We start from the raw sequence: 26,333 nt of genomic DNA on the forward strand, positions 1-26,333 counted from the left end.
GCAGCTAGGCGTGGATGGCCGGGACAAGCCCGGCCATGACGATGTGAAAGCTTTCGTGGCCTTAACTGAGAGTGTCATAGGCGGTAGCCCGCTCAGCTCACCCGCGCGATCAGTTCCATGGCGCCGTGCGGCGCGCGCACCTTGCCCTCGTGGATGACATAGGCGAACACGTCGCGCGGCTCCTTGTTCGGCTTGGCCTTGTCAACCTTTGGCAGGTCGTCGGGTTCACTGCCGGAGGCCCACGCCTGAAAGCGCTCGGCCCAGGCATCGAGCTGTTTCGGCGGATAGCAGGTCTTGATCTCGTCATCGCCTTTTTGCAGCCGCGCATAGACGAAGTCGCTGGCGACATCGGCGATCGCCGGATATTTGCCGTGCTCGGCGAACACAACCGGCGTCTCGAACTCGCGGATCAGCGCGATGAAATCCGGCGTGCAGAAACTGTCGTGGCGGACCTCGACGACATGGCGCAGCGCACGGCCGTCGAGCTTGCGCGGCAGCAGCTCGAGGAACTTGCCGAAGTCGGCGCCGTCGAACTTCTTCGTCGGCGCGAACTGCCAGAGTGCCGGCCCGAGCCGGTCGCCGAGCTCCAGCACGCCGGAATCGTAGAACCGTTTGATGGAGTCGCCGGCGTCAGCGAGCACGCGGCGATTGGTGGCGAAGCGCGGTCCCTTCACGGAGAATACGAATCCGTCGGGGACTTCGCTCGCCCATTTGCGAAAGCTCTCCGGCTTCTGCGAGCCGTAATAGGTGCCGTTGATCTCGATCGAGGTCAGCTTCGAGGCGGCGTAAGACAGCTCCTTCGCCTGCGTCAGCTTCTCCGGGTAGAACACGCCGCGCCAGGGCTCGAAGGTCCAACCGCCGATGCCGATGAAGATGTTGCCGGATTTTTTGGACGCGGTTTTTGCTTTGGCCACGGGAGGGATCTCGCAACGACGGGGAGGGACCTCATCTTAATCAAACCAGATGTGATTGGCCAGTTGCCGCCTCCGGTCTAAGCTTGCGAGGTGACCCGCGAAAAGGAGAACAAGATGCGGATGCTGGTGGTGGGAGCGGCGCTCGTCATGATGACATCTGCTGCCATGATATCTTCCGCCATCGCGGATGACGACGATGCCAAGAACGACGCCAAGAGCGCACAGAAGCTCGCCCAGCAGGGTCGCGACGATTACTGGCATTGTCTGGCGCGAGAATATTCGCGCGACAGCAATCAGGGCCTGTCGGAACAGGATTTTGGCCGCTCGGTTGCAGGCGCCTGTCCGTCGGAGCGTCAATACTACCGGGTGGCGCTGCTCGACTATCTCACCACGCAATATCCCAACATCGATTCCGGCGCCCATCTCGCCACCGCGAACAGGGCGGTCGAGTCGGCGCAGAAGGACATCGTGACGGCCTTCGTCAAGCGCCGAGCGCCGGCGAAGTAGGGGAATGGCAAATGGCCAATAGGGGCAGGCCTTCCTCTTTCGCTCCTCGCTATTCGCTACTCGCCCGGGGCCTTTCGGTGCAGCGCGCATCCGTGGTATCACTCGCGGCATCCGGAACAGGGAAGGTTTCCATGTCGTCTGAGTCGGTGGGGGGCATTCTGGGCGCGATCGTCGCGGCGATCGTGCTTGCGGTCGCCGTCGTCCTCGGGCCAATCGGCCAGTACGGCAAGCCGCCCAAGCCGGCGAAGGTCGAGCCTGCCCCGGCGGCACCCGCAGCCCCCGCCGCGCCCGCGCCGCGCGGGCCGGTGATCAAGGAAGTCCCCAACCAATAGGGCCGAAAATCGACCTTTCGCCCCTTGCGAAGCGGGTTTGCCGTTCCTATTTAGTTTCTAACGGCGACGTTGAGCGAAAACTCCGGCGCTGGGACGACCTTGGAATAGCTTGGGCCTGCGCCGGATGTACGCGCGGTCCGCCGTTCCGGGGTCGTTGGCATTTTAGGGCCCCTTTTGGCCCGTTCCCCAGAAAAAACCCCGGCTTGGCAGCGCAGGACGCGGCGGATATACGCTGCCGTCATGAATGAAGCGATCAGACCGGGCACCGACAGCCCGCCGCAGGCTCACGAAGGCCCGGAACTGTCGGTCATCGTCCCGACCTTCAACGAGCGCGACAACGTCACGGTGCTGTACCGACGGCTGGAGGCGACCCTCGCCAACGTCGTCTGGGAGGTCGTGTTCGTCGACGACAATTCGCCCGACGGCACCTGGGACGTCGTGCGCGCGCTGGCTCAGCGCGACAGCCGCGTGCGCTGCGTCCGGCGCATCGGCCGCCGTGGCCTGTCCGGGGCCTGCATCGAGGGTATCCTGGCCTCCAGCGCGCCCTATGTGGCCGTGATCGACGCCGACCTCCAGCACGACGAGACGCAACTGCCGAAGATGCTGTTGCTGCTCGCGAGCGACCAGGCCGATCTCGTCGTCGGCAGCCGCTACATCGAGGGCTACAAGAGCGAAGGCTTCAACAAGCAGCGTGCCGGCGCCAGCGCGCTGGCGACCGAGGTCGCAAAGAAGGTGCTGCGGGTCGAGATCGCCGATCCCATGAGTGGTTTCTTCATGGTTCGCCGCGAACGTTTCGAGGAGCTCGCGCCGAAGCTGTCGGTGCACGGCTTCAAGATCCTGCTCGACCTCGTCGCGAGCGCGAATGGCAGCTTGCGAGCCGTTGAAATTCCCTACACGTTCGGTGAGCGCCAGCACGGCGAGAGCAAGCTCGATTCCATGGTCGCGTTGGATTTTCTCGGCCTGGTGCTGGCCAAGTTCACCAACGATGCTGTCTCGCTGCGCTTCATCCTGTTCGCGATGGTCGGCGGCATCGGCCTCGTGGTGCATCTCACCACGCTGTTCATCGCCCTTGAACTGTTCAGGGCGCCGTTCGCGGAGGCGCAGGCCGCGGGCGCCATCGTCGCCATGACCAGCAACTTCGTCCTCAACAACTTCCTCACCTATCGCGACCAGCGGCTGAAGGGCTTTGCGCTGCTGCGCGGTCTGATCGCGTTCTACATCGTGTGCAGCGTCGGCCTGCTCGCCAATGTCGGTGTCGCGTTCTCGGTCTACGACCAGGAGCCGATCTGGTGGCTGGCCGGCATGGCCGGTGCACTGATGGGCGTGGTGTGGAACTACGCGATGTCCGGGCTGTTCGTCTGGCGCAAGAAATAGCGCACGATGGGCGGGGCTGACGCGCGGATCGTCCGCAACACCGCGCTGGTGATCGTCGCGCTGGTCGCCTTGCGGCTGGTCGCGGCCGCGTTCACGCCAATCACCTTCGACGAAGCCTACTACTGGATGTGGTCGAAGAGCCTCGCGGGCGGCTATTATGATCACCCGCCGATGGTCGCCTACGTCATCCGCGCCGGCACCATGATCGCCGGCGATACCGAGCTGGGCGTCCGTCTGGTGTCGATCCTGCTCGCGCTGCCGATGAGCTATGCGATCTATCGCACCGCCGCGATCCTGTTCGGCGGGGCGCGGGTGGCGGCGACCAGCGCCATCCTGCTCAACGTGACCATGATGGCGTCCGTCGGCACGCTGATCGTGACGCCGGATGCGCCGCTGCTGGTGGCCTCCAGCTTCGTGCTGTTCTTCCTCGCAAAAGTGCTGGAGACCGGGCGCGGCGTCTGGTGGCTTGCGGTCGGTGCCGCGGTCGGCGCGGCGCTGCTGTCTAAGTACACCGCGATGTTCTTTGGCGCCGCGATCCTGATCTGGCTTGCGGCGGTACCGAAGCTCCGGCGCTGGTTCCTCTCGCCCTGGCCCTATCTCGGCGGGCTCGTTGCGCTGGCGCTGTTCTCGCCGGTGATCCTCTGGAATGCCGACCATCATTGGGTCTCGTTCGCAAAGCAGCTCGGCCGCGCCAGGATCGAGGACTTCCGCCCGGTCTTCATCGCCGAGCTGATCCCGACCCAGATCGCATTCGCAACCCCGCTGGTCTTCATCCTCGGCGCGATGGGGCTGCATGCGCTGACCTGGCACCGGGCCGGCGCGCTGGCCTCGCGCGTGCTGATCGAGACGATGTTCTGGACCATCGTCGTCTATTTCGTCTGGCACTCGCTGCACGCCCGCGTCGAGGCCAACTGGTTCGCGCCGGTCTATCCGCCCTTCGTCGTTGCCGCGGCGGCCGCTGCCAATCTCGTGCAGTGGCAGCCGCGCCAGCGGCGCCTCGTCGATTTCTGCCTGCGCTGGGCCGCGCCCGCCGGCATCGTGATGTTCGCCGCGCTGATCGTGCAGGCCAACACCGGCTGGCTTTCCGGTTATCGCCGCGATGCGACCGTGCGCAGTGTCGGCGTCGGCTGGCGCGAGCTTGCTAACGAGGTCGAGGCGTTGCGCGTGCGCACCGGCGCGACCTGCGTGCTTGCGCCGGACTACGGCACGACCGGCTGGCTCGCCTTCTACCTGCCGCGCGGCACCTGCGTGGCGCAGCAGAACCAGCGCATCCGCTGGGTCAACATGGGCGAGCCCGATCCGAAGCTCCTGGCCGGCAAGCTGCTCTTTGTCGACGAGCTGCGCGAAGGCGACCATCCCGCCCTCAAGGACCTGTTCGCGCAGGTGACGCAGGTCGCGCAGTTGCAGCGCAAGCGCGGACCGCTCGTCGTCGAAACCTACGGCATCGATCTGCTCGAAGGCGCCAGGGGCGACGTGCTGGACCGCTCGCCGCCGCCTGAACTTGTGCCTTGAGCGATCACAAGATCTTGCCGTTGATCGACAATTCCTTGATTCTTTTTTCCCAGTCGATCAGGGAACGATACCATCCCAGTGTATGGGTCGTGGGATCGTCGCCACTGACCGTGCCCCGCTCCAAAGCCTGTTTTATCTCCACGATCCCTTCGTGCACGCGGGAGGACGGATCGAATTTCAGGCGTTGGGTGATCTTGGCGAAAGACAAATTATAGGTTCGCTTGTCCGTCGCATCCGGGATCGTGTGGGTGACGATGTTGGGGATGATGTCTTTGACGAAGTTCGCGAGCTGCTTGATCTGATAATTGAGATCGTCGCCGCCGACGTTGAACGTCTCACCTGACACGACCGATGCTTCGCTCTCGATGCCCATGATCAGGGCGCGGCAGACGTCGTGAACGTGGATGAACGGCCGCCACTGCTCGCCGCCGCCCATGACGTAGATCACTCGCTCCTTCCAGGCGCGCAGCGTCATGACGTTGATGGCGAGGTCGAAGCGCATGCGCGGGGCGAGGCCAAACACGGTGCTGTTGCGCAGGATGACCGTTTCGAACGTGCCGCCTTGCAGCCTGCGCAGCTCGTCCTCGACGTGAAGCTTGCTTTCGGCATACAGCGTCTGCGGACGGCAGGCGGCATGCTCGTTCAGCGAGACTTCCTGGCCGTGACCGTAGACCGATGCCGAGCTCGAATAGACATAGCGGCGAACGCCGGCCCGTTTGGCCGCGCGTGCCAGACGAACGCCACCCTGGTGGTTGATCGAGACCGTCAGTTCGGGGTCGATTTCGGCGGAGGCGTCGTTGCTCAGTCCGGCCAGATCGATGACGGCGTCCATGCCCTCGAACTGCTGGGGGTCCACGGTGCGGATGTCTTCGACGAGCATCTTGATGTTTGGGTGCGAAGCCGCCTGCGTGAAGCGATCCCGGCCGAAAAAACATCGATCAAGCGCAGTCACCGAATAACCCTTCTGGGCCAGCATCTGGCAGAGGGGAATGCCGATATATCCACCCGCTCCAGTGACGAGAACTTTCTGCATGTCTTAGACTTCCATGTTCGTGGGAAGCATCGGGGTTAGGTACGATTCTGCGACTGATGCGTCGTTCCGCCGAGCGCTGATCGGCGTGCGTACTGGATGGCGGCAACGATGAGATCGCACTCTTCACCGGTCATGTCGTTGTAGACTGGGAGCGCAATGACGTTGTAGGCGACCCTTTCCGTCACAGCCAAATTCACCTCTCTTTGCGTGTTGTAAGCCGTCAAGTGGTGGCACGGTGGGCTGTAGTACTTCCGGACGAAGACGTTGTTCTTCTCGAGCGCCGACGCCAGCGTATCCCGATCCATTCCGAATTCCCTGGCGTCAACGACGACCGGCAGGTACAGCCAGTTCGTCTGCACGCCTGCTGGCTCTTGCCCCACGAGCAAGCCGGGAATTCTGGAAAGGCCGATCCGCATGCGCTCGACAGCGTGGCGGCGCGTCGCAATGGACTGCTCGAACGTCTTGAGTTGCTCGAGACCGATGATGGCCGAAATCTCCAGCATCTTGCCGTTCAAGCCCGGCTCGTGGCAGTCGGCGCCCTCGACTTGCCCGAAGTTGCGGATTGCCTTGACGCGCGCGAGCAACTCCGTGTCGTGAGTGCAGACACACCCGCCTTCCATCGTCGCGAAAGCCTTGGTGGCGTGGAAACTGAACATCTGCGCATCTGCGCACCCGCCCACCAGCTGCCCATTGACGCGCGTGCCGAAGGAGGGAGCGCTGTCGACGAGAAATTTCAGCTTGTAGCGCTCGGCCAGGCGAGCAAGTGAGGCGTAATCGCTGGCGACCCCATACGCGTCGACCGCAAGGATGGCGACCGTCCGGTCCGTGATCCGGCGCTCCACATCATCAGGGTCGAGGCGCATGGTCATGTCATCGAGAATGTCCGCGAATACAGGCTCGGCGCCGACCCATTTGACGGCATGCGGAGTGGCGCTGAACGTGAATGCCGGCACGATCACTTCGCCGCCGGTGATTCCCGCGGCCCTCAGCATGGCCATCATCCCGATCTGGCCGTTGCAGAAAACCAGGGTCGGAACGCCGAGATACTCGCTCAGGCGCGTTTCGAATTCGACGACCCAGCGCGAATTGTTCGTGACCTGGCCGGTCTCCAGCGCTTTCTCGAAAGCGTCCAGGAACTGCTCTGTTCTTGGAAACCTTGGACGCACGATATGGAGTGGGCTCCTGGCCAGCGGCGTTAGAGAGTCAAGCGGGACTGCGGCAGTCATCTCGAGTCCTGATCATCGATACGGTCTGTGACTGGTTATCGATATAGACCGAAACTTGCGTGGAGCATTCCTGTGCAGCGGCGGTCCGCGATTGACACGCGTATTTGGGCTAGCCGTGACTGTGGCGAATCATATTTGAGTAAGCATCACCGCTATTCATTCGCCACCGGTGCTTTCGCATATGAAGAACTTCGTCATCAATCTCGATCGCTGTCCGGAAAAGTATCAACGCTTTCTGGAGCGGAACGCAGGTTGCGGAATCGCTTTCGAGCGCTTCTCTGCGACCAATGGGCTGGAGCTGACCGACCAGGAGGCGATGGCGATGCGGCTTGTCGCTCCCGGCTCGGTGTTCACCAGGGGAGCCGTTGGCGGCGCCGCTTCGCTATGGCGGATCCTGAATTGGATCGCGAAGCAGGATCAGCCAGCCCTTGTCTTTGAGGACGATTGTACCATCCGCCACGACATCAGCGCACGCTTGGCGATGCTTCTTCCGTCCCTTGAAAACTGGGATCTTCTGGTCCTCGGCTACAATACGGACTCCATACTCGATCTCGAGCTGGCGCCAGGCATGAAGTCGATGATGAGCTTCAGCCCTCAGCGCCCGGATGACCAGACCGATGCCGCTTTCCAGAGAGCGAATTCCCAGGTCGCGGCGCTCCGGCTCAATTGCTGTTTCGGTCCAGCCGGGTCGTTGATATCCCCTGCGGGAGCGAGGAAGCTCCTGGAGTTTTGTTATCCGATGGACAATCGGCCGGTCAAAGTCGAGGCACTCGGCGACCGCGTGCTGCCAACGATTGGCCTGGATGGGATGGGGAACAGCATCTATCGCTTCATCAAAGCGTATGTTTGCTTCGCGCCGCTTGTAGTGCCGCGCAATGATAACGCCACTTCGACGACCTTCACGCAAGATGCACGCGCCTGGGGCTTGGCGCAGCCGAGCCTGATGGGCGTGAGGAGCTGACGAAGGCAAATTGAGAGCCGTTCGTCACCGCCCGAGATCATGTGCCGCGACCGGCCGAGTGCTTCGCCGGTCGACTCACGCCGGTATGGGTCGATCCGTCGTGAGCGAAATTTGCGAATGAATGTCTTCACAGTAGCAGGGCGTCACACCCGATGAATCTCGCGATCATGCAGCCGTACTTTCTGCCCTACATCGGCTACTATCAGCTGATTTCGGCAGTCGATCTCTTCATCGTCTACGACAACATCAAATATGTGAAGAAGGGGTGGATCAACCGCAACCGGATGCTGCTCAACGGAACGGACGCGATGTTCTCGCTTCCGTTGAAGAAGGATTCGGATGCCCTGGACATTCGCGACAGGGAGCTGGCGGCTGACTTTGACCGTACGAAACTGCTGAACCGGTGGCGAGGGGCCTATCGGACCGCGCCGTTCTTCGAGGAGACCTTTCCGCTTCTGGAAAAGATCGTCAACTTCGAAGACACCAATCTATTCCAGTACCTCTTCAATTCGTTGCGGATGACCAGTGACCATCTGGGCCTGAAAACCACCTTCAAGATCTCGTCTGAGGTGCCCATCGACCATTCGCTCAAGTTTCAGGACAAGGTGCTGGCCTTGTGCGAGGCGGAAGGTACGAAAAGGTATATCAACGCGATCGGCGGCCTGGAACTCTACGAATCCGCTGCTTTCAGCGCGCGCGGAATCGAATTCAGGGCGCTTCGAGCCAGGCCGTTTCCCTATGAGCAGTTCGGTCAGCCCCACGTGCCATATCTTTCGATCGTGGACCTGCTGATGTTCAACTCGGTTTCGAAGCTCGGCGAGGTCATCGCCGAGAACTACGACCTGGTTGAGGGGACGTAGCCGCACTCAGCTTGCGAATTCGGTTTCCGGTCGTGAAAACGACGCCTGATCCCGCGCCGGCGGGATCAGGCGATTGTGGCACGCTTGTCTCGACGGCTGGCGGCTTCTCGCACCAGCCACGCTGCATCCCGCATCAAAACCGGCGAGTTACTCGAACACGACGTAACTCTGCTGCGGTGAGATCGTGCTGCGGCAGACGCGATACCCTTGGGTGCCCCATGCCTCGCGCAATGCCAGGGTTTCTCCGGGATTTTCGGCCAGCACCAGCTCATCAAACCCGACGACGCTGTTCTTCGCCAGATAAGGGCGAATGAGCTCGAGGCATTTTTTCGTCGGCTCGTAGAGATCGAGGTCGAAATACGCCAGCGCGATGATCGTCTCGGGATGCTTTTCCAGATACCGAGGAAGAGTTTCGGTCACATCGCCCTTGACCAGCTCGAACTTGCGAAGGTGATTACGTGGCGCGAGCTTTTCCTGCGCCGACAGGATGTCTGTAAGCACGTCCTCGTAATTCGGTGTGACGTTGAGCCCACCGACTTTCAAGCCGTCGAAATCGCCGTCTTGCGGTGCGACTGACGGGAAACCCTCGAACGTGTCGAAGCCGACGACCTTGCGGCTCATGTTGTAGGGTTCGTAGATGTGGCGCATCGTCGTGAACAGCGCCATGTTCTGCCCCCAGCGCACGCCGAACTCCATGATGACGCCATGCGTATGCAGGGCCTTCGAATAGAGATCATGCATGAAGAGGATGCGCGCCAGCGACGGGCGGTTCAGGAACAGGCCGAGGTTCGCGTGGAATTCACGCGGAGGCATCGGCGACGTCTTCATCAGTTCCTGCAGCCGGCTATAGGCAGCCACTTCGTCCATGGCGGCATAGGTGAAGTTCTGCGCATCTTGCGGATCGTTTGAGGTCATAGTCTGCGCTCATAAGCCAATTGAATGTGAAGTTTCATCGTGGTTCGGCGAACGCGCGAAGCGGAGATCAATCCGCAAGTCGCCTGAGATTTCTCGCGCCGGTTTTCAGTCCGCCGTAGTAGTAGTCATTGAAGCCTGCGGCTTCCATCAGCTCGAATACCTTCGGCATGTTGTACTCGACCCGATGCAGTTCGAAGCTCTTGCCGTCGAACGTTGCGAACGCCGCCCGTGGATCGCCGTCGCGGGGCTGTCCGACCGATCCGGGATTGCAATAGGTCTTTCCGCCGAAGTGATGGACACTTTGCACGTGGGTATGGCCGCTTACAAAAATGCTGCCGGACAGTCGCGCAAAATAGGCTTCGTCGGGCTCCTTGATGTATTCATCGATCGGGTCCGACCATCCGCCATGTACGACTTGAGCGTCCCCTACTTGCATGTGCACCCGAAACGTCCGTAGCCAGTTCAGATTCTCGGGCGTGATCACCTTGCGCTGATGGACCAGACATTCGTTGACGCTCTTGGATCGAATGCAAAAGCCCCCAAAGCCCAGATACCAGTCATGGTTGCCAAGAAGGCTTTTGATGCCGCGCCTTTTCAGCTCGTCGCAGCATTCGTTCACCTGGGAATAGTATCCGACCACGTCGCCGACGCAGAAGATCTCGGTGATGCGCATGCGGTCGAGCTCGGCGAGAACCGCCGTCAGCGCCTCGAAGTTCCCATGGATGTCAGAGATGAACGCTATTTTCATAGAAGATATGATCCTCCGTATAGCGGACGGCTCGACCGCGCTTGATGTCCGGCTGGACCGGCATCCGGTTCTCGATGGCCATGTCAACCGCCATCAGTGCTTCGTTGTATCCGAAGGCGGCGCGTATCGACGTGGACGAAGAGATCCTCGGATTGATCTCGAGCAGCTTCAGGCCGTGGTCGGTCCTGCGAAACTGGAAATTGGTCGGTCCGACGGGAGAGAACGCCTGACATAGATCCCGAACCGCTTCGGAAAACTCCGCTTCATCGACGACCTCGGCCTTTTCCGTGAACCCGTCCTTGGAGAGCTTTCGTCGAAGCGCCATGATCGTCGAATAGCTCCCACGGCCATCGCAAAACGCGGACACCGTGAATTCCTCGTCATCGCGTCCGACGATAGGCTGGGCCATCAGTGTCGGCTTCGTCGCGGGATCAATCCCGGCAAATTGCTCCGCAGTTGCGACCACCACGAGTCCCTTGGAGCCAAAGCCCCGGCGAGGTTTCAGCAGAAACGGCAGGCCGCATTTCTCTTTGAGAAAATCGAAGTCCATCTCCAGATGGCTCGGGATCGCATAGGGCAGCTTCAGTTCGAGCTGGCGCTGGTAAAACGCCCATTTGTCGGAGCATCTGGCGATAAGGTCGGGTGAATTCAGGACGACCCTGGTTCCGGTCGATTCAATCTCGGCCAGTCGGTCCGCCCATTTGTACATGTCTGCGTCGATGCCGGGGATCGCCACGTCGACGCGATGCTTGCGCAGCAGCGCGAGAAGCCAATCGAGGTAATCAGGCACATCCGTCCTGGGCACCCGTTCAAAGACGTCGCAGAATCCCGGCGCCACCGAGTCGGTATAGATCGAGGTGCCGATGAGCTTCATCGGGCTGTTCGATCGTTTCAGGGAGCGCAAGATTCCGTAGCCGACGATTCCCGCGGCACCGGAAACCAAGATCGTTCTCATGACGCCTGCCTTCGATGAGCCACTTCCATCCGCATTCCCTGCTCCATGGAGATGCGGGGAAAATAGTCGAGCAGTCGGAACAGCGTCTCGTCACAAGCAAAGCCATTGCTCGGGATGTCAGGCTTGTCTTTCAGGAAGGCGACCTTGCTCTTGCTCGCGAAGGCGGAAATGGCCGCCGCCGCAATTTGCGAGTAGGTGACATTGTCGGGGTGCACGCAAGGGTAGGTGCCTTCAATCTTCGTCGCAATGACGGCCGAGATGATCCTGGCTACGTCCTGTGCGTGAATGAAGTTCCGCAAAGGATCGTTCGAGCCAAACAGATTTATGTCTTCATGGCCCTGGGCCTTGTCCATGATGGTGTACAGGAACGGCTGATGCCTTCGAAACCCTGGTCCCACACCATAAATCTGGGAAGGCTTCAGGACCGCGACCGGCAGGTGGAATTCCCGGCCGCAAAACTGCGCGACGTCTTCTGAGTGCCTTTTTGAGAGCGAGTAGGCGCCGAAGAAGGGAGACGCGCTGTCGAGGTCCGAAAAAATGCTGGAGATGTGCACAAGGTGCTTTGCGCCTGCCTTCGAGCTGGCATGGCAGAGCTTCATCACGCCAAGCACGTTGACATCCGTAGCTTGCAGGATGTCGGTCGGTTCCTTGCTCCCGAAAGCCGCGGCCACGTTCACGACGCACTCGATCCCGTCAGGAATTTGAATGTCGCGCGAACACAAGTCCAATTCGACATCGCAGCCCTTGCGCCCCGCCGTCAGCAGCTCGTACCGTTCACGCAGAAGCGGGATGAGCGTCTGAGCCAGCGAAGAGGTCCCCCCAACGAGCAGGACCCTCATGATCGCGGCGGATCGACTGGAGTGAGCTGAGCCAGCATCCCGGAGGAAAGTTCCGGGTAGTCAATTCCGATCTCGCACATGGCCTGAATGATGCTGTCCGCGAGATTCAGCGACAGGATCTGACTGGTCGCGAGGGGCTTTAGATAGATACCTTCCAGTTTTTCGATTTTGTAACCGGCATCGCTCACCAGCCTGGTGAGTGAGCTGACCGTAAAGTAGCGCTGATGCCCGAGGAGGAGATCGTTCTCCGAGAGAGCCTCCATATCGGGCAGCATCCCCGCTAGATGTCCCACCCTCCGGTTCATGACCTCGGCGTTCGGGACCGCGACAAAAAGCTTGCCTGTAGGTGTCAGGAACTTTCTGAAGCGCTTCAAGATCAAAAGGGGGTCGTCGACATGCTCGAGGACGAACCCCATGACAATGAGGTCGAAACGTTCCTTGGTATCGAACTCCTCGAAGTAGGTTTCGATGACTTCGCTTCTGTTGTCCGGAAATTTCAGCTTGAAGTTCTGGATGACTGCGGGAGAGCCCTCAAGAACGACATGGCGCGCGCATCGGTCCGAAAAAATCTCGGTGGCAAAACCATGCCCCAATCCCAGATCCAGAACGGAACGCGGATCCTTGACGACGTGAGCAATCCGTTTCGGATACCAGGTCAGTAGAATTTCGTTGTCGAAATCGTAGATGTTCTTGCCTTGATAGGCCGCGACATGGACGTCCAGTTGATTGCTCGTGGCCAAATGACCGTCCTCTCCACCGAAGACCAGATCGAAAGACCGGACAAGGTGCGCCGGTCGCTATTTGCTGCCATATCAGCGCCCCCTTTGATTCGCCACGCGGCGGAGCGATGAGGCGAAGGCGGTGTCAAGCTTCGTGCAAGCTACAGGCGGGATAGTTGAATGGCGGCGAGCTTCCCGAAGATTCGGGAGGCGGGTTGTTGCCTGCTGACCCCTGATCCGAAAGGTTCCTGATGAATTATCACGACGGCACTCTCGCAAGGGCGGACGAGATCTCGAGACAGCCGTCGTCGCTGACGCGGGATGAGGTTTACCAGATCTGCCTTCGGCATCTGAAATCGGGCGAGCTTGAGCAAGCCGTGGCTCGTTGCCGGGAAGGGCTCGCCGCAGACGAAAACCATGCTGGGCTGCTTCACTTGATGGCCGGTGTGTCGCTGCTCAACGGAAATTACGATGCCGCCATCCACTGGGCCGGGCGTGCTCTCACGAACGAGATGAAGGCGACTTATCTCGCGACGTTCGGGACGGCCCTGCAAGGCAAGGGGATGCAGGAGCCCGCGCTCGAGGCGTTTCGGCGCGCGGTGGAGCTCGATCCCGTCGATCCCTCTATCTGGGAGAATTACGGCCACGCCTTGAACAGGGCGGGGCATATCAACCAGGCGAGTCTCTGCTTCCTGATCGGGAGGGCGTATCAGAAATTGCCGTTCCTGGCGGAGTGCCGTTCTGCTCCGCGCAGCGGCTGGAACGCCCTGACAGAGAAGTTCAACGCGCATCTTCAGAGCCGATCGGCGCCGGGAGAGACCCGCGATCCCATCCATTGCTTTTGGTCGATGGGGCCGCTCGGCGAGATGCAGCGTCTCTCGCTCCAGTCGATGATCCGCCAGGGCCATCCGGTCAAGCTCTACACCTATGACGACGTGGCCGCCGTGCAGGCGGTTGTGCCACCCGGGGTCATCGTGGCCGACGCCGGAAACGTCGTGCCGGCTTCGATCTGCCAGCACGCGGTCAAGAACAGCGAGATCCGCTATTTCAGCGACATCTTCCGCTATGCCGTTCTTCATGAGTTCGGCGGGTGGTGGCTCGACACGGACATCGTCCTCGTGAAGCCCCTGGATTTCGGCAGGGAGCACGTGTTCTCCACGCAATGGTCGGGAGTCGAGAACGGCCATGTTTGCGCCGGCGACGTGATGCGCGCGCCCAAGGGCTCGCTTCACATGGCCAATCTGTATGCCTTGTCGCAACGGCGCCTCTTCGGCGAGAAGCGCGTCGAATACGGCGCGGTGGGGCCGTTGCTGCTGAGCGAATATCTGCTTCTGTCAGATGACGAGGAACTCCAGTCGTCGATCTTGCCACCGACAACCTTCAATGCGATCGCCTGGCATGAAGTGGACCTGTTCGCCTCCGAAAGCCGGGCCGGCTTCGAGCTGTTGAGCGATCCCCGTGTGACGGGTATCCATCTATGGGGAAAAAGCTGGGCCGACAGGAGCATGCGCTTCGAGGCCGTTTCCGAGCAAAGCGTGGCCGGTTATCTCAAGAAGCTGGTTCTCGAGCCGATTGGCTGACGCAGCTGGCGGCGAAGTTCGACTAGGACAAGGGCGCGCAAGGCGCATCCGTCGGACGCGCGCAATAATCTGAAGCGCGATGACGATTCATCCTGATCTCATCGCACTTTAGTCGATCATCTCGGCCCTGGTTGCCGGCTGGCCCGGCTCGCCCTGATCGCGCCAGAACCAGACCGTCACGACGCCGGAGCGGCCGCGGATCGGGGTGAGCAGGGGGCCGGACAAAATGCCCTCGGGAGCGCCCTGGAAGTCGGCCGCGTCCAGCAGCGTATCGGTCAGCGCGAGCCGCGCGCAGTTCTGGGCGGCGACCTCCATCAGGCGGCTCGCGACATTGACGGTGTCGCCGTTCGCCGTGATGTGCTGATGGCTTTCGCCGAGACGGGAGGCGACGATCGGGCCGCAATGCGCGCCGATCTTGAAACCGAGTTGACCGCGGATTGCGGGCGGCAACGAAGCGATCCAGCGATCGACGCTGCGATAGAGCTCGATCGAACATTTCAGCGCGCGCGCCGCGTCGTCCGGCATCGCGCTTGGCAGGCCGAACAGGATCATTGCGCCGTCGCCGAGAAAGCTGGTGATCATGCCGCCACAATCGATCGCAGTCTTGTCGATCAACACATGGAATGCCTCGAGAACGTCCTGGAGCTCGTCCGGATCAATCCGTTCGGTCAATGTCGTGAAGCCGGAGAGATCGATAAAGACGGCGGCACCGTCCTGCCGGACCGGCTTCAACAGGAAATTCGGATCGCGCGCCAGCCACTCCTGCACGGCGGGTGCCTGCAGTTGCGCCAGCGACCGGCTCTTGGCCGTAAGATATTGCGTGCGGCGGCCGCCCGCCCACAGCTGCACGCCGGCAAACACCGCAACCGGGGGCACCGCGGCCGCGAGCGTGGTTGCGGCATTCAGCCAGATGCCGTGCGTGAACGCGAACAGGTTGAGCCCGGCCCAGGCGATCATCACGATAGCTGCCGCCACGATGCCGAGCGCGCTGCGCCGCCAGGCGAGCAGGCCGACCAACAGCATCGGCAGCAGGATCGCGGTGAGCGCGTCGGTGATGTGCACCTTGCGGTCGCGCACGATGCCATCGCCGGCGACGAGATGCGTGATCGCGGTCGAGACCACCTCGACGCCGGGCATCAGGGAATCGAACGGCGTCGGATAGAAGTCGCCGCCGCCAGCGACCGCGGCGCCGATCACGACGATACGGTTCTCTATCGCGGCGCGATCGAGCGTGCCGTCGAAGATGCTCTGCGCGCTGACGGTGCGGATGGTGCGGCGCGGGCCGTAATAGGTGATCGGCAGCGCGAAGTCGGTGTCGGTCGGCACCGCGCGGTCGCCGAGCATGAGATGATCCGGCGCGATCGTCAGCGGCTTGTCGAGCGCGCGCGTTGCCACGCGCAGCGGGAACGACAGCTCGACCTTGTCGCGCGTCCGGAACAGCATCGGCACCGAGAGCGGCGAGCCCGATTGTCCCGTTGCGACGTTGACGACGCCGACCTCGGCATGGTCGGCGAACGCCGGCAGCGGCAACAGGAAGCGCTCGGCCTGCGGCAGGACGGCGAGGGGACCTTCGCTGCCGGGCGCCACGGTCTCGCTGGCGGACGGGAAGATCGCCGCGGCGGCGAGCACCATGGGGCCGGTGGCGAGCGTGTTCGCCAACGTGGCATCGCCGATCGCGGCGCTGCGGTCGACCAGGAGCAAGTCGATCGCGATGACCTTCGGCTTGAACTGCACGATGGTGTCGACGACGCGGGCGAGATCGGCGCGCGGCAGCGGATAGCTGCCGCCGCGTTTGATCACGGTGTCGTCGATCGCGACGATGGTGACGAGATCGGGCGCATGCTGCACGCCGCGCACCTGGGTCCGCAGATCGGTCAGCGTTGCCTCGATCCGGTCGAGAAACTGCAAATGGCCGTTGGCGTGAGCGGCATAGATGCCCGCGCCCCACAGCGCGGTGAGAACGAGTGCCACCAGGATCTGAACGCGTCGGCTACTCATGCGATCGTTTTTGTGGTCGTTCTGCAATCTTCCAGTGTCCAAATCTCATTCGCCGGGCCGTGACTGATCCAGGCCTATCGTTTCGAATCTTATTGTCCGAGCCTCGCCATCAGCGCGTCGACGCGCGCCTGGCCCCATGTCTTGACGGTCAGCGGACCGGTTGCCTCGACGTCGACGCCTTCGCCGGGGCCCAATACGACGCCGCGCCCGCGAGTCCTGCGGCTCACGCCGACACGGCCGTCGGCGACGAACACGGAGGTCTTGGCCTCGGCGACATCGACCGCCCATTTGGTGCCGCGCACGGCGGCGATCGCCTGCGGCGTCAGCACCTTGAAGGGGTTGCCGCCGGGCTTCTTGGGCACCTCGATCAGCAGCGCCTTGCTGCTCAACTCCACGGAGTCAATATGTCCGTCGCGGTTGGCGTCCTTAAGTTCAAATCTGGCGCCATTTTCCGCAACGATGGTGATGCCGTTGTCGCAGCGCCAGAGTTGCGTGCCGGCGGCCGCTGGCGATGCGGTGCAGCCCGCATTGGCGGCAGGCTGTGCAGTCGCAGATCCAATCAACAGAAACGACCACGCCAGAGCGAAAAACCCGGCGCGCGAAAACCTTCTCATGCCAGCCTCCGTTTGCGTGCGTGGCACAGTTCAAGGCGATGTTGATACGGTACCGTATCACACGCAGAGGCTGCTGAAAAGTGCCGCTCTCGCAGCTATTTTCTCGCCGCGGTATTTTCCAGTGCGGCACGATCAACTTTCAGTCAGGGCGCCGTGTTGCGTGAGCGCTCCGTGCGCGATGTGGGATGTGCTGAGCTGCCGTTCCGCTGACTCGGCCGGGCGAGAAGGCAGCACGCACCAGCCTCGCGCAACGCTTCCCCGCTATCTTCCGGGTATTGAAGACCACGAAAAGGACTTGGTTGGTGCGTTTAGAGAGGCGGCCGGAAGAGGTCCGCTGACCGTGCCGATCCGGCCGAGGATTATGGTTAACAGTTGCGCCTAAGTCCGTAGTTCTGCGGACTTTTTTCTCGAAATGGCACAGCGTTAACGAGTTGCCCCACATCTGCCCGAACTTAATCTGCATTTAACGAAAAGTCGCCTTAATGACGCTCCGACCTCCTGCGAGATGCTGTTCCCGGATCGTGACCAGCGGCACTTCGAAGGGGGACTGAGTGACACCGTCCTGGACGCAAGGCGAATGAGTACGAGTATCGCTGCGCAGAGTAACGCGGCACGGAAGTCCAACAATCCTGGCAAGCATTCACATCGGAAGCCTTCCCGGAAAATGACCACCCAAAACGTGCTTGGCGCGGCTGTGATCGGCTGCGTCGTGCTTGCCGGCTGGACCGTCTACAACACTATCTTCGCCGCCAGCGTCTACCCGTCCGTCGGCAGCGCCGGTTACGACGAGCCCGTGATCAAGCGCGCGCCCAAGGTCGCGCTGCGCGAGGCGGGCGATGCCATCAAGGAAGCTTTTGCGCTGCTGCCCGATCGCTTGCAGGTCGCAGCCCCGATCTCGCGCGAGATGTTCAACGAGCGCTTCGCCGCGGCTGCCACGCAGGGCGTGGAGTCGAATGCGGCCAGCGCCGCGCCTGCGACCAAGGTTGCCGAGGCCCCGAAGCAGAGCGTGATCGCGAAGGTCGCCGAGGCGCTGAAGCCTGCGGCCCCGGCCAAAACCGTGGATGCCGCGAAGGGCAAGCGCGCACCGGATGCGCAGATGCAGCTGGCTTCGGCTGATCCGGCGGAGATCGTGCCGGCGCCCGAGGCCAAGCCCAAATCGTTCGCCGACCGCGCCAAGGCCGCGGTGATGTCGATCACCGGCCCGCGCCAGTCGATGGTGGACAAGCTCTGGGGCAAGCGTGAGCCGTCCGGCGGCCTGCTCGCCTATGCCTCCGCCGATGCCAGCGTGACCGCGTCCATCGCGCCGAAGGAGCAGAACCCGATGCTCGGCGGCGCGCCGCCCTATGAGCGCGACACCGCTGTCTACGACATCACCGCCAAGATGGTTTACCTGCCCGACGGCACCAAGCTCGAGGCGCATTCGGGCCTCGGCTCCAACCTCGACGATCCGCGCTCCTCGAAGGTCCGCATGCGCGGCGTGACGCCGCCGCACATCTACACGCTGAAGCCGCGCGAGGCGCTGTTCCACGGCGTGCCGGCGCTGCGCCTGACCCCGATCGGTGGCGAGAGCGCGATCTACGGCCGCGACGGCCTGCTCGCGCACACCTTCATGCTCGGGCCGAACGGCGATTCCAACGGCTGCGTGTCGTTCAAGGACTATTACGCGTTCCTCGACGCCTATCGCAACAAGGGCATCCGCAAGCTCGCGGTGCTGGCGCGAGTCGACTAAAGCCTGATCCGGACCCGAAGGGCCGCGTTAGGACGTTCAAGCCGTCATCGTCTTGCGCAGCGCCATCTCGATGGCGATCGCCTCTTTCACCGCCGGCCGCGCCTGCATGCGCGCGAGATAGGCCGACAACGACGGCCATTGCGCGATGTCGACTCCGGCGGGCCGGAGCAGCAGCAAGGCCCAGGCGAGGTGGGCATCGGCGATGGTGAAGCGGTCGCCAACGAGGAATTCGCGGTCGGCGAGATGCGCTGACGGCACCTGCAACGTCTGCACGATCCTTGCCCGCGGCTTCGCCAGCGAGCCGTCGTCCTGGTACCAGAAGGTCGGAAACAGGAACGCCTTGTGGATTTCGGAGCCGGTGAAGCTCAGCCATTCCTGCAGGCGGTAGCGGTCGGGCTCACCGGAGCGGGGCGCAAGACCCGCCTCCGGTTTCAGATCGGCGATGTATTGCAGCACCGCCGCGCTCTCGGTCAGCCGCTCGCCGTTGTCCAGCACCAGCACCGGCACCGCGCCCTTCGGCGAAATCCCGTGAAAATCGCCGTCGTCGTCAACGACCTTCTTGGTCCGGAGCTGAACCAGGTGATAGCGCGCCTCGAGGCCAGCTTCCATCAGCGCGATCCGGCTCGCAAGCGAGCATGCCAGCGGCGAGAAATAGAGTTGCAGCATCGCGTTGCTCCGTTACCTCAGCGCATCGCCGCGCGCGATGATCGCGAAGCGGTCGGATAGCTCGGCGAGCGCGACCTCGTGGATGGTCCGGGCGTTCAGCGTGCCGCCGAGGCCGTCGGGCAGGTCGCGCGTGGCGCAAGCGTCGGCGTCGATCGTGGTGCGAAAGCCGAGGTCGAGCGCGGCACGGGCGGTGGAGGAGACGCACATATGCGTCATGAAGCCGGCCAGCACGATGTTCTTCCTCTCGGTTGCGGCAAGGCGCGCCTGCAGATCAGTGCCGGCAAACGCGTTCGGCAGTTCCTTCTCGATCACCAGCTCGCCGGCACCGGGGCTCAGCTCGGCGACGATGGCGCCGCGTTCGGCGCTACGGTCGAACAGGCTGCCCGCCTTGCCGCGATGGGCGATGTGGATGATGGCGGAGCCGGCCTCGCGTGCGCGTGCCAGCAGGGCGGCTGCCTGCGCGATCGCGGGCTTGGCGTCGGGCAAAGCGAGGGGGCCCGCGAGATATTCGTTCTGGATGTCGATCAGCACCAGCGCGGCTTCGCCAAGACGTGGCGGGTTGAGGTCGGCGCCGGCGAGCTGCAGCAGGGTCTTTGCGGTCGTCATGATCTCTGAAATCTCCGGAGCGAAATGCTGACAGAAACATAGCTCCGCCAATGCCTGCCGATATGCAGGGATATTGCAGCGGGTGGCTGCGATATTGCAGGCGGCCGCGGAGCGATATAGCCTTGTGCCATGAACTGGGACGATCTTCGCATCATCGCCGCCGTCAGGGACGAAGGCACTTATGCCGGCGCGAGCGCGCGGCTGCGCATCGACGAGACCACGGTCGGGCGCAGGCTGTCGCGCATCGAGCGTGCGCTCGGCTTGCGTCTGTTCGAGGCCGCCGACGGCGTCCGCAGGCCGACGCGCAGTTGCGAGGCGGTGCTGGCGCATGTCGAGGCGATGGCCGCGCATGCCGCCGAGATCGGCCGCCTCAGCGAGAGCCTGGAAGGTCCGGTGGGGCGCCTGCGCATCGCCTCCACCAACACGGTCGCCGAGGAGGTGCTGTCGCCGCGCGCGAGCGATTTCCTGCGCGCCCATCCCGGCCTGACGCTGCAATTCCTCACCTCGAGCGAGAACGTCAAGTTCTCGCGCTGGGAGGCCGATCTCGCCATCCGCCTGCGCAAACCCGACAAGGGCGACTTCGCGATCTCGAAGCTCGGCGACATCAAGCTCTATTATTTCGAGCCCGTCGCGACCGAGGGCGAGCCGATGCTGTGCGCCTATCCGGACGAGCTCGGCGCCATTCCCGAGATGCAATTCCTGCGCACCAGGAAAGCCCGCGCGCGCTGCGTCACCGACAACGTTCGCGTCATCCGCAACCTGATCCGTGCCCATCAGGCCGCCGGCGTGCTGCCGGAGTATGTTTGCGCGGATCTGCTCGGCGATCGCCGCCTGCGCGCCACGCTGCTGCCGAAGCGGCGCGACGTCTGGCTGCTCGTGCAAAATCATCTCAAGCGCGACGCCGCGACACGCGTCACCATCGACTGGGTGAGGGCGTGCTTCCAGGACACGTCGCGGAGTTGACGTCGCTTCGCACTGTGCATCTTTTGATTGATCCGAATTTCGCTCGATCCTAACATCCGGTCGTCATTCCGGGGCGGCGCGAAGCGCCGAGCCCGGAATCCATAACCACAGGCGGATGCAATGGCGTACTACGTCTACATCCTGGCAAGTAAGAAATACGGCACGCTGTACATTGGCGTAACGAGCGACCTCGTTCGACGCGTCTACGAGCACAAGACAAAGGTCGTCCCTGGGTTCACGAAACGATACGGGGTCGACAAGCTGGTTCTGTTTGAGACTTTCGATGACCCCCTAAGTGCAATCGCTCGAGAGAAAGAGCTCAAGAAATGGCGGCGCGATTGGAAGACACGATTGATCGATGAACAGAATCCGAACTGGGATGACCTCTACAGCGGTATCTCCAATTAAGGCCTGTGGTTATGGATTCCGGGCTCGCGGCTTCGCCGCGCCCCGGAATGACAAACTGGAAAAATCTCGCACCATCCCCTTGCAACCCGAACGTGCTTCGTCTATTAGCGCGGTCCTTCGCTAGGCCATGGGTTCGGGCTCTCTGAGATCCCGACTGGCGCGGGCCGGTCTCCGGTGTCGTGTTCCGCCGAAAGAAGGAGAAACGCAGGACGTAGCTCATGGAGAGCGTCGGGGTGAAACCCGAAGGCATCGGTTCGATTCCGGTCTCTTGCACCAAGGGATAGCTCAGTTGGTAGAGCAGATGACTGCTAATCATCGTGACGCGGGTTCGAATCCCGCTCCAGCGCTCCGTTTCAGCCTGAAAAGCTGATACCTCTGACGAGGACCGGACGCGCGCTTCAGTCGCGGTCCGGCCGTTTTGCCGCAAGGCTTTCCGTCCGAACCTGACACTGTGAGACCGGCTTTGCGCCGCGGGTCGATACCGCTTGCGTTGATGCCGGGTGGCTCCGCAAGACCGCGCGACACGCGTCGCGCGATCGCGCGCGTGCGCCCGTCGTCACGCAAGCTCAAGCCCCGGCCCGCCGATGTCACGGGAAGCGTCGTCCGCGTCCTCACGTCCTTTGCAAACGAAACTGTCGTCCGGCATCCGGCCGGGCGCAAACGAAGGAGGCGTGTCATGACTTTGAACAAGAGCTGGCACTTGCTGACGCTGAACGTGACGGTGAAGGATGGCGAGCGTGCGTTGCTGACGCGCAACGGGCGGCTCGTGCGCGTGCTCGCGCCCGGCAAGCACCGCCTGTTCGATCCCTGGCACGAGCTGAAGGCCGAGGTGCTCGACGTGGTTCGCAGCGAATTCCCTGCGGATCGCTACGCGGTGCTGAAGGCCGCGCGGCCTGATCTTGCCGCCGAGCTGTTCGAGGCGGTCGAGACCAGGGCGGACGAGATCGCCATCGTCAGCCTCGACGGCCGGCCCGTGCATCTGATGACGCCCTGGCAGGTGCGCGTCTACTGGAAGGTCGCAACCCGCGTCGATGTCGAGCGCATCGACGTGTCGAGCGATGTCAGGGTTGGCGCACGGCATCTGACCATGATCGAGCGTAACCGCTCGACCGTGACGTCGGAGACGGTGGTCGAGAACCACGAGGCGGGCCTGCTCTATGTCGAGGGCCGGCTCACCGAGCGGCTCGCGCCCGGCCGGCACGCCTTCTGGACCGTCGGCCGCAAGATCGAGGTGAAGCGCCTCGACCTTCGGCCCCAGTCGGTCGAGATCACCGCGCAGGAGATGCTGACCAAGGATCGCATCGCGCTGCGGGTGACGCTGACGGCGTTCCGTAAGGTGGTCGATCCCGAGCGCACGGTTGCGACCGTGCCCGACGTGGATGCGTGGCTGTACCGCCTGGTGCAGTTCGCGATCCGCGAGGCGGTGGCGAGCCGGACGCTGGACGAGGTGCTGTCTGCGAAGGCGGCGCTGGATGCGGAGCTACGCGACTATGTGCGTGCACGCGTCGCAGAGTCCGGTGTCGAAGTCACCGAGCTCGGCGTCAAGGACGTGATCCTGCCCGGCGAGATCCGGGAGCTGGTGAACAAGGTGGTGGAGGCGGAGCGGGTCGCCAAGGCGAACCTGATCCGCCGGCAGGAGGAGACGGCGGCAACGCGGTCGCTTCTGAACACCGCCCGCCTGATGGAGGAGAACCCCCTGCTGCTTCGGCTCAAGGAGCTGGAGTCGCTGGAGCGGCTGGTCGAGAAGGTCGGCCGCATCGACCTCCACGCCGGAAGCGGCGAGGGCCTCGATGCCCTCCTGACCCGGCTCGTGCGCCTGAAGGCGCCCGAGAGCGCGTGACAATCGAGAAGGGCCGCCCACGGGCGGCCCTTCACATCTCCGTCGTCAACGCCGGCGATGAACGCGCGAGCGCGCCGCTGCGACCAAGATACCGAGCGGGGATTGCGTGCGCGCGAAGGTTGCGTAAGCTCGCAACGTCGGCAGTCTCGACCAGGAAGGGCGCATGACCACTCTCGAGCAAACCATCCGACCCTCGGCCAAATCCGGGGAATGGAAGGCGATCGTCGTCCTGATCCTGCTGATCCCGGTGCTGTGGTCGCCGCCGTTCCTGTTTCGCTTCTTCCTGTACCAGCCGTTCAACATCCCCTCGGGCTCGATGATGCCGACGCTGGTGGTCGGCGACTACGTCTTCGCCGCGAAATATGCCTATGGTTATGGCCGCTATTCCTTCCCGTTTGCGCCGTCATGGATCTCGGGCCGTTTCCGCGCCGCCGACCCTGATTATGGTGATGTCGTCGTGTTCCGCACGCCGAAGGACACCTCGGTCGACTACGTCAAGCGCGTGATCGGCTTGCCCGGCGACCGCATCCAGATGCGGGGAGGGCAACTCTTTCTCAATGACCGTGCGGTGACGCGCGTCGCCCTGAAGGAGACTGTCGCCGGCTCGGCCTGCGGGACCGACGATACCGCAAAAGTCAGGCGCTGGCGCGAGACACTGCCGAACGGCGCGAGCTACATCACCTATGACTGCATCGACAACGGCTATCTCGACAACACCAACGTCTTCACGGTGCCGCCGGGCCATTTCTTCGTGCTCGGTGATAACAGAGACAACTCCACCGACAGCCGCATGGCAGCGATGGGCTTCATCCCCTTGGACAATCTCGTCGGCAAGGTGACGCGGATCTTCTGGTCGCTCGACCAAAACGGCGAGCCGCACATGGAGCGGCTCGGCAAGGTGTGGTGAGGCTTCCTGTCATTCCGGGGCGCGCCCTCTTGGGCGCGAGCCCGGAATCCATAACCACAGGCGGATATTGTGGCGTACTATGTCTACATCCTCGCAAGCAAGAAGCACGGCACGCTCTACATCGGCATGACCAGTGATCTCGTGCGCCGTGTGTACGAGCATAAGACGAAGGTCGTCCCCGGCTTCACGACGAAGTACGGCGTCGACAAGCTCGTCTTGTTCGAGATCTACGACGATGCCGCCACGGCCATCGCCCGCGAGAAGGAGCTCAAGAAGTGCGGCGCGACTGGAAGACGCGGCTGATCGAGGAACAGAATCCGAACTGGGATGATCTCTATCCGGGGATCGCCAACTAGCGTTCGTGGTTATGGATTCCGGGCTCGCGCCTAAGTGGGCGCGCCCCGGAATGACGAGGAGAGAAAACAAAAACCCCGGCATCGCTGCCGGGGTTTCGTAGTCCTTGAGGTCGTTGGACCTTAGAAGTCCATGCCGCCCATGCCGCCGCCCGGGGGCATCGCCGGACCGGCGCCGCCCTTCTTGGGCAGCTCGGCGACCATGGCTTCCGTGGTGATCAGGAGCGCGGCAACCGAGGCAGCGTTCTGGATCGCGGTACGGACCACCTTGGTCGGGTCGATGATGCCCTTCTTGACGAGGTCGGCGTATTCGCCGGTCTGGGAGTCGAAGCCGTAATTGTAGGCCTTGTTCTCCAGGATCTTGCCGACGATCACCGAGCCGTCTTCACCGGCGTTGATCGCGATCTGGCGAGCGGGAGCCGACAGCGCCTTGCGCACGATCTCGACGCCGGTCTTCTGGTCGTCGTTCTTGGTGCGCAGGCCCTTGAGCTGCTCGGAAGCACGGAGCAGGGCGACGCCGCCGCCCGGAACGATGCCTTCCTCGACAGCCGCACGGGTCGCATGCATCGCGTCATCAACGCGATCCTTGCGCTCCTTCACCTCGACCTCGGTCGCGCCGCCGACGCGGATCACCGCGACGCCGCCCGCGAGCTTGGCAAGACGCTCCTGGAGCTTCTCACGGTCGTAGTCCGAGGTGGTCTCCTCGATCTGCGCCTTGATCTGGGCCACGCGCGCCTCGATGTCGGCCTTCTTGCCGGCGCCGTTGACGATCGTGGTGTTCTCCTTGTCGATCATCACCTTCTTGGCGCGACCGAGCATGTTGAGCGTCACGTTCTCGAGCTTGATGCCGAGATCTTCCGAGATCGCCTGGCCGCCAGTCAGGATCGCGATGTCCTGCAGCATGGCCTTGCGGCGATCGCCGAAGCCCGGAGCCTTGACGGCCGCGACCTTCAGGCCGCCACGGAGGCGGTTCACGACCAGGGTCGCGAGCGCTTCACCCTCGACGTCCTCGGCGACGATGACCAGCGGCTTGCCGGTCTGCACCACGGCCTCGAGCAGCGGCAGCAGCTCGTTCAGCGAGGAGAGCTTCTTCTCGTTGATGAGGATGTAGGCGTCGTCCATCTCAACGCGCATCTTGTCGGCGTTGGTGACGAAGTAGGGCGAGATGTAGCCGCGGTCGAACTGCATGCCCTCGACGACGTCGAGTTCGGTCTCGAGCGACTTGGCTTCCTCGACGGTGATGACGCCCTCGTTGCCGACCTTCTTCATGGCGTCGGAGAGGAACTTGCCGATCTCCTGGTCGCCGTTGGCCGAGATGGTGCCGACCTGGGCGATCTCCTCGTTGGAGGTGACCTTCTTGGAGTTCTTCTGGAGGTCCGCAACGACGGCTTCGACCGCGAGGTCGATACCGCGCTTGAGGTCCATCGGGTTCATGCCGGCGGCAACGGACTTGGCGCCTTCCTTCACGATCGCCTGGGCGAGCACGGTGGCGGTGGTGGTGCCGTCGCCGGCCGCGTCAGCGGACTTGGAGGCGACTTCGCGCACCATCTGGGCGCCCATGTTCTCGAACTTGTCGTCGAGCTCGATCTCCTTGGCGACGGTGACGCCGTCCTTGGTGATGCGGGGAGCGCCGAACGACTTGTCGAGCACGACGTTGCGGCCCTTCGGACCGAGCGTGACCTTCACCGCGTTGGCGAGGACGTCGACGCCGCGCAGCATCTTGTCGCGCGCTTCAACCGAGAATTTGACTTCTTTGGCTGCCATCTGGAATTTT

At 62.7% G+C, this 26,333-nt stretch carries 25 protein-coding genes, 2 tRNA genes and 1 pseudogene; 15 read left to right on the top strand and 13 right to left on the bottom strand.

Annotated elements, in window-relative coordinates:
- Positions 1–92 precede the first annotated feature (92 nt).
- Positions 93–914: a DUF72 domain-containing protein gene (locus QA642_RS19300; protein WP_283086042.1), complete on the bottom strand. Its 822-nt coding sequence runs from the start codon at positions 912–914 to the stop codon at positions 93–95.
- Positions 915–1,028: 114 nt separating this feature from the next.
- On the opposite strand from QA642_RS19300, the gene QA642_RS19305 reads away from it, so the two are divergent.
- The 4 genes from QA642_RS19305 (at position 1,029) to QA642_RS19320 (ending at position 4,639) form a co-directional block, all read left to right on the top strand.
- The gene (locus tag QA642_RS19305; protein ID WP_283086043.1) at positions 1,029–1,421 is read left to right on the top strand and encodes a hypothetical protein; all 393 of its coding nucleotides are present in this window, start codon (positions 1,029–1,031) and stop codon (positions 1,419–1,421) included.
- A 131-nt stretch (positions 1,422–1,552) separates the two neighbouring features.
- On the top strand, positions 1,553–1,753 hold the full coding sequence (locus QA642_RS19310) for a hypothetical protein (RefSeq protein ID WP_283086044.1): 201 nt from the start codon (positions 1,553–1,555) through the stop codon (positions 1,751–1,753).
- A 240-nt stretch (positions 1,754–1,993) separates the two neighbouring features.
- Positions 1,994–3,127 carry a glycosyltransferase family 2 protein gene (locus tag QA642_RS19315; protein WP_283086045.1) on the top strand — a complete coding sequence of 378 codons (1,134 nt, stop codon included), beginning with the start codon at positions 1,994–1,996 and terminating at the stop codon, positions 3,125–3,127.
- Positions 3,128–3,133: 6 nt separating this feature from the next.
- The gene (locus QA642_RS19320; RefSeq protein WP_283086046.1) at positions 3,134–4,639 is read left to right on the top strand and encodes a glycosyltransferase family 39 protein; all 1,506 of its coding nucleotides are present in this window, start codon (positions 3,134–3,136) and stop codon (positions 4,637–4,639) included.
- 4 nt (positions 4,640–4,643) lie between these two features.
- Here QA642_RS19320 and QA642_RS19325 read toward each other — a convergent pair whose 3' ends face one another.
- A complete protein-coding gene (locus tag QA642_RS19325; RefSeq protein WP_283086047.1) occupies positions 4,644–5,672 on the bottom strand; it encodes an SDR family oxidoreductase in 1,029 nt (342 codons plus the stop codon).
- A gap of 35 nt (positions 5,673–5,707) precedes the next feature.
- Positions 5,708–6,898, bottom strand: coding sequence for a DegT/DnrJ/EryC1/StrS family aminotransferase (locus QA642_RS19330; protein ID WP_283086048.1), 1,191 nt, complete (start codon positions 6,896–6,898; stop codon positions 5,708–5,710).
- 181 nt (positions 6,899–7,079) lie between these two features.
- Between QA642_RS19330 and QA642_RS19335 the strand changes: the two genes are divergently transcribed.
- A complete protein-coding gene (locus QA642_RS19335; RefSeq protein ID WP_283086049.1) occupies positions 7,080–7,859 on the top strand; it encodes a glycosyltransferase family 25 protein in 780 nt (259 codons plus the stop codon).
- A 152-nt stretch (positions 7,860–8,011) separates the two neighbouring features.
- On the top strand, positions 8,012–8,719 hold the full coding sequence (locus QA642_RS19340; protein WP_283086050.1) for a WbqC family protein: 708 nt from the start codon (positions 8,012–8,014) through the stop codon (positions 8,717–8,719).
- 147 nt (positions 8,720–8,866) lie between these two features.
- On the opposite strand, the gene QA642_RS19345 is transcribed toward QA642_RS19340, so the two are convergent.
- From QA642_RS19345 to QA642_RS19365, 5 genes are all read right to left on the bottom strand, one after another.
- The gene (locus QA642_RS19345) at positions 8,867–9,634 is read right to left on the bottom strand and encodes a TylF/MycF/NovP-related O-methyltransferase (protein WP_283086051.1); all 768 of its coding nucleotides are present in this window, start codon (positions 9,632–9,634) and stop codon (positions 8,867–8,869) included.
- A gap of 67 nt (positions 9,635–9,701) precedes the next feature.
- On the bottom strand, positions 9,702–10,382 hold the full coding sequence (locus QA642_RS19350) for a metallophosphoesterase family protein (RefSeq protein WP_283086052.1): 681 nt from the start codon (positions 10,380–10,382) through the stop codon (positions 9,702–9,704).
- Complete coding sequence (locus tag QA642_RS19355; protein WP_283086053.1) at positions 10,360–11,337, bottom strand: ATP-grasp domain-containing protein; 978 nt, start codon at positions 11,335–11,337, stop codon at positions 10,360–10,362. The genes QA642_RS19350 and QA642_RS19355 overlap by 23 nt, the downstream gene beginning before the upstream one ends.
- A complete protein-coding gene (locus QA642_RS19360; RefSeq protein ID WP_283086054.1) occupies positions 11,334–12,176 on the bottom strand; it encodes an NAD(P)-dependent oxidoreductase in 843 nt (280 codons plus the stop codon). Before QA642_RS19360 ends, QA642_RS19355 begins: the two co-directional genes overlap by 4 nt.
- Complete coding sequence (locus QA642_RS19365) at positions 12,173–12,916, bottom strand: class I SAM-dependent methyltransferase (RefSeq protein WP_283086055.1); 744 nt, start codon at positions 12,914–12,916, stop codon at positions 12,173–12,175. Before QA642_RS19365 ends, QA642_RS19360 begins: the two co-directional genes overlap by 4 nt.
- A gap of 230 nt (positions 12,917–13,146) precedes the next feature.
- On the opposite strand from QA642_RS19365, the gene QA642_RS19370 reads away from it, so the two are divergent.
- Complete coding sequence (locus QA642_RS19370) at positions 13,147–14,475, top strand: glycosyltransferase (protein ID WP_283086056.1); 1,329 nt, start codon at positions 13,147–13,149, stop codon at positions 14,473–14,475.
- 108 nt (positions 14,476–14,583) lie between these two features.
- Here QA642_RS19370 and QA642_RS19375 read toward each other — a convergent pair whose 3' ends face one another.
- Both QA642_RS19375 and QA642_RS19380 read right to left on the bottom strand, forming a co-directional pair.
- Positions 14,584–16,473, bottom strand: coding sequence for an adenylate/guanylate cyclase domain-containing protein (locus QA642_RS19375; RefSeq protein WP_283086057.1), 1,890 nt, complete (start codon positions 16,471–16,473; stop codon positions 14,584–14,586).
- An 89-nt stretch (positions 16,474–16,562) separates the two neighbouring features.
- Positions 16,563–17,087 carry a FecR domain-containing protein gene (locus tag QA642_RS19380; protein WP_283086058.1) on the bottom strand — a complete coding sequence of 175 codons (525 nt, stop codon included), beginning with the start codon at positions 17,085–17,087 and terminating at the stop codon, positions 16,563–16,565.
- 664 nt (positions 17,088–17,751) lie between these two features.
- Between QA642_RS19380 and QA642_RS19385 the strand changes: the two genes are divergently transcribed.
- Positions 17,752–18,816, top strand: coding sequence for a tlde1 domain-containing protein (locus tag QA642_RS19385; protein ID WP_283086059.1), 1,065 nt, complete (start codon positions 17,752–17,754; stop codon positions 18,814–18,816).
- A gap of 36 nt (positions 18,817–18,852) precedes the next feature.
- On the opposite strand, the gene QA642_RS19390 is transcribed toward QA642_RS19385, so the two are convergent.
- Both QA642_RS19390 and QA642_RS19395 read right to left on the bottom strand, forming a co-directional pair.
- Positions 18,853–19,482 carry a glutathione binding-like protein gene (locus QA642_RS19390; protein WP_283086060.1) on the bottom strand — a complete coding sequence of 210 codons (630 nt, stop codon included), beginning with the start codon at positions 19,480–19,482 and terminating at the stop codon, positions 18,853–18,855.
- 12 nt (positions 19,483–19,494) lie between these two features.
- Positions 19,495–20,088 (bottom strand): cysteine hydrolase family protein, encoded by a 594-nt coding sequence (locus QA642_RS19395; protein ID WP_283086061.1) that lies wholly within the window; start codon positions 20,086–20,088, stop codon positions 19,495–19,497.
- Positions 20,089–20,217: 129 nt separating this feature from the next.
- On the opposite strand from QA642_RS19395, the gene QA642_RS19400 reads away from it, so the two are divergent.
- From QA642_RS19400 to QA642_RS19430, 7 genes and pseudogenes are all read left to right on the top strand, one after another.
- Positions 20,218–21,051: a LysR family transcriptional regulator gene (locus tag QA642_RS19400; RefSeq protein ID WP_283086062.1), complete on the top strand. Its 834-nt coding sequence runs from the start codon at positions 20,218–20,220 to the stop codon at positions 21,049–21,051.
- Positions 21,052–21,171: 120 nt separating this feature from the next.
- Positions 21,172–21,459 carry a GIY-YIG nuclease family protein gene (locus tag QA642_RS19405; RefSeq protein WP_283086063.1) on the top strand — a complete coding sequence of 96 codons (288 nt, stop codon included), beginning with the start codon at positions 21,172–21,174 and terminating at the stop codon, positions 21,457–21,459.
- 204 nt (positions 21,460–21,663) lie between these two features.
- Positions 21,664–21,735: transfer RNA gene (locus tag QA642_RS19410), tRNA-Ser, on the top strand.
- 2 nt (positions 21,736–21,737) lie between these two features.
- A tRNA-Ser gene (locus tag QA642_RS19415) sits at positions 21,738–21,802 on the top strand.
- A gap of 333 nt (positions 21,803–22,135) precedes the next feature.
- Positions 22,136–23,299 (top strand): slipin family protein, encoded by a 1,164-nt coding sequence (locus tag QA642_RS19420; RefSeq protein WP_283086064.1) that lies wholly within the window; start codon positions 22,136–22,138, stop codon positions 23,297–23,299.
- Positions 23,300–23,462: 163 nt separating this feature from the next.
- Positions 23,463–24,206 carry a signal peptidase I gene (gene lepB / locus QA642_RS19425; RefSeq protein ID WP_283086065.1) on the top strand — a complete coding sequence of 248 codons (744 nt, stop codon included), beginning with the start codon at positions 23,463–23,465 and terminating at the stop codon, positions 24,204–24,206.
- A gap of 69 nt (positions 24,207–24,275) precedes the next feature.
- Positions 24,276–24,562: pseudogene (locus QA642_RS19430) on the top strand (GIY-YIG nuclease family protein).
- 120 nt (positions 24,563–24,682) lie between these two features.
- Here QA642_RS19430 and groL read toward each other — a convergent pair.
- The gene (groL, locus tag QA642_RS19435) at positions 24,683–26,323 is read right to left on the bottom strand and encodes a chaperonin GroEL (RefSeq protein ID WP_027560140.1); all 1,641 of its coding nucleotides are present in this window, start codon (positions 26,321–26,323) and stop codon (positions 24,683–24,685) included.
- Positions 26,324–26,333: the final 10 nt, after the last annotated feature.

Source organism: Bradyrhizobium sp. CB2312 (assembly GCF_029714425.1).
Taxonomy (GTDB): domain Bacteria; phylum Pseudomonadota; class Alphaproteobacteria; order Rhizobiales; family Xanthobacteraceae; genus Bradyrhizobium.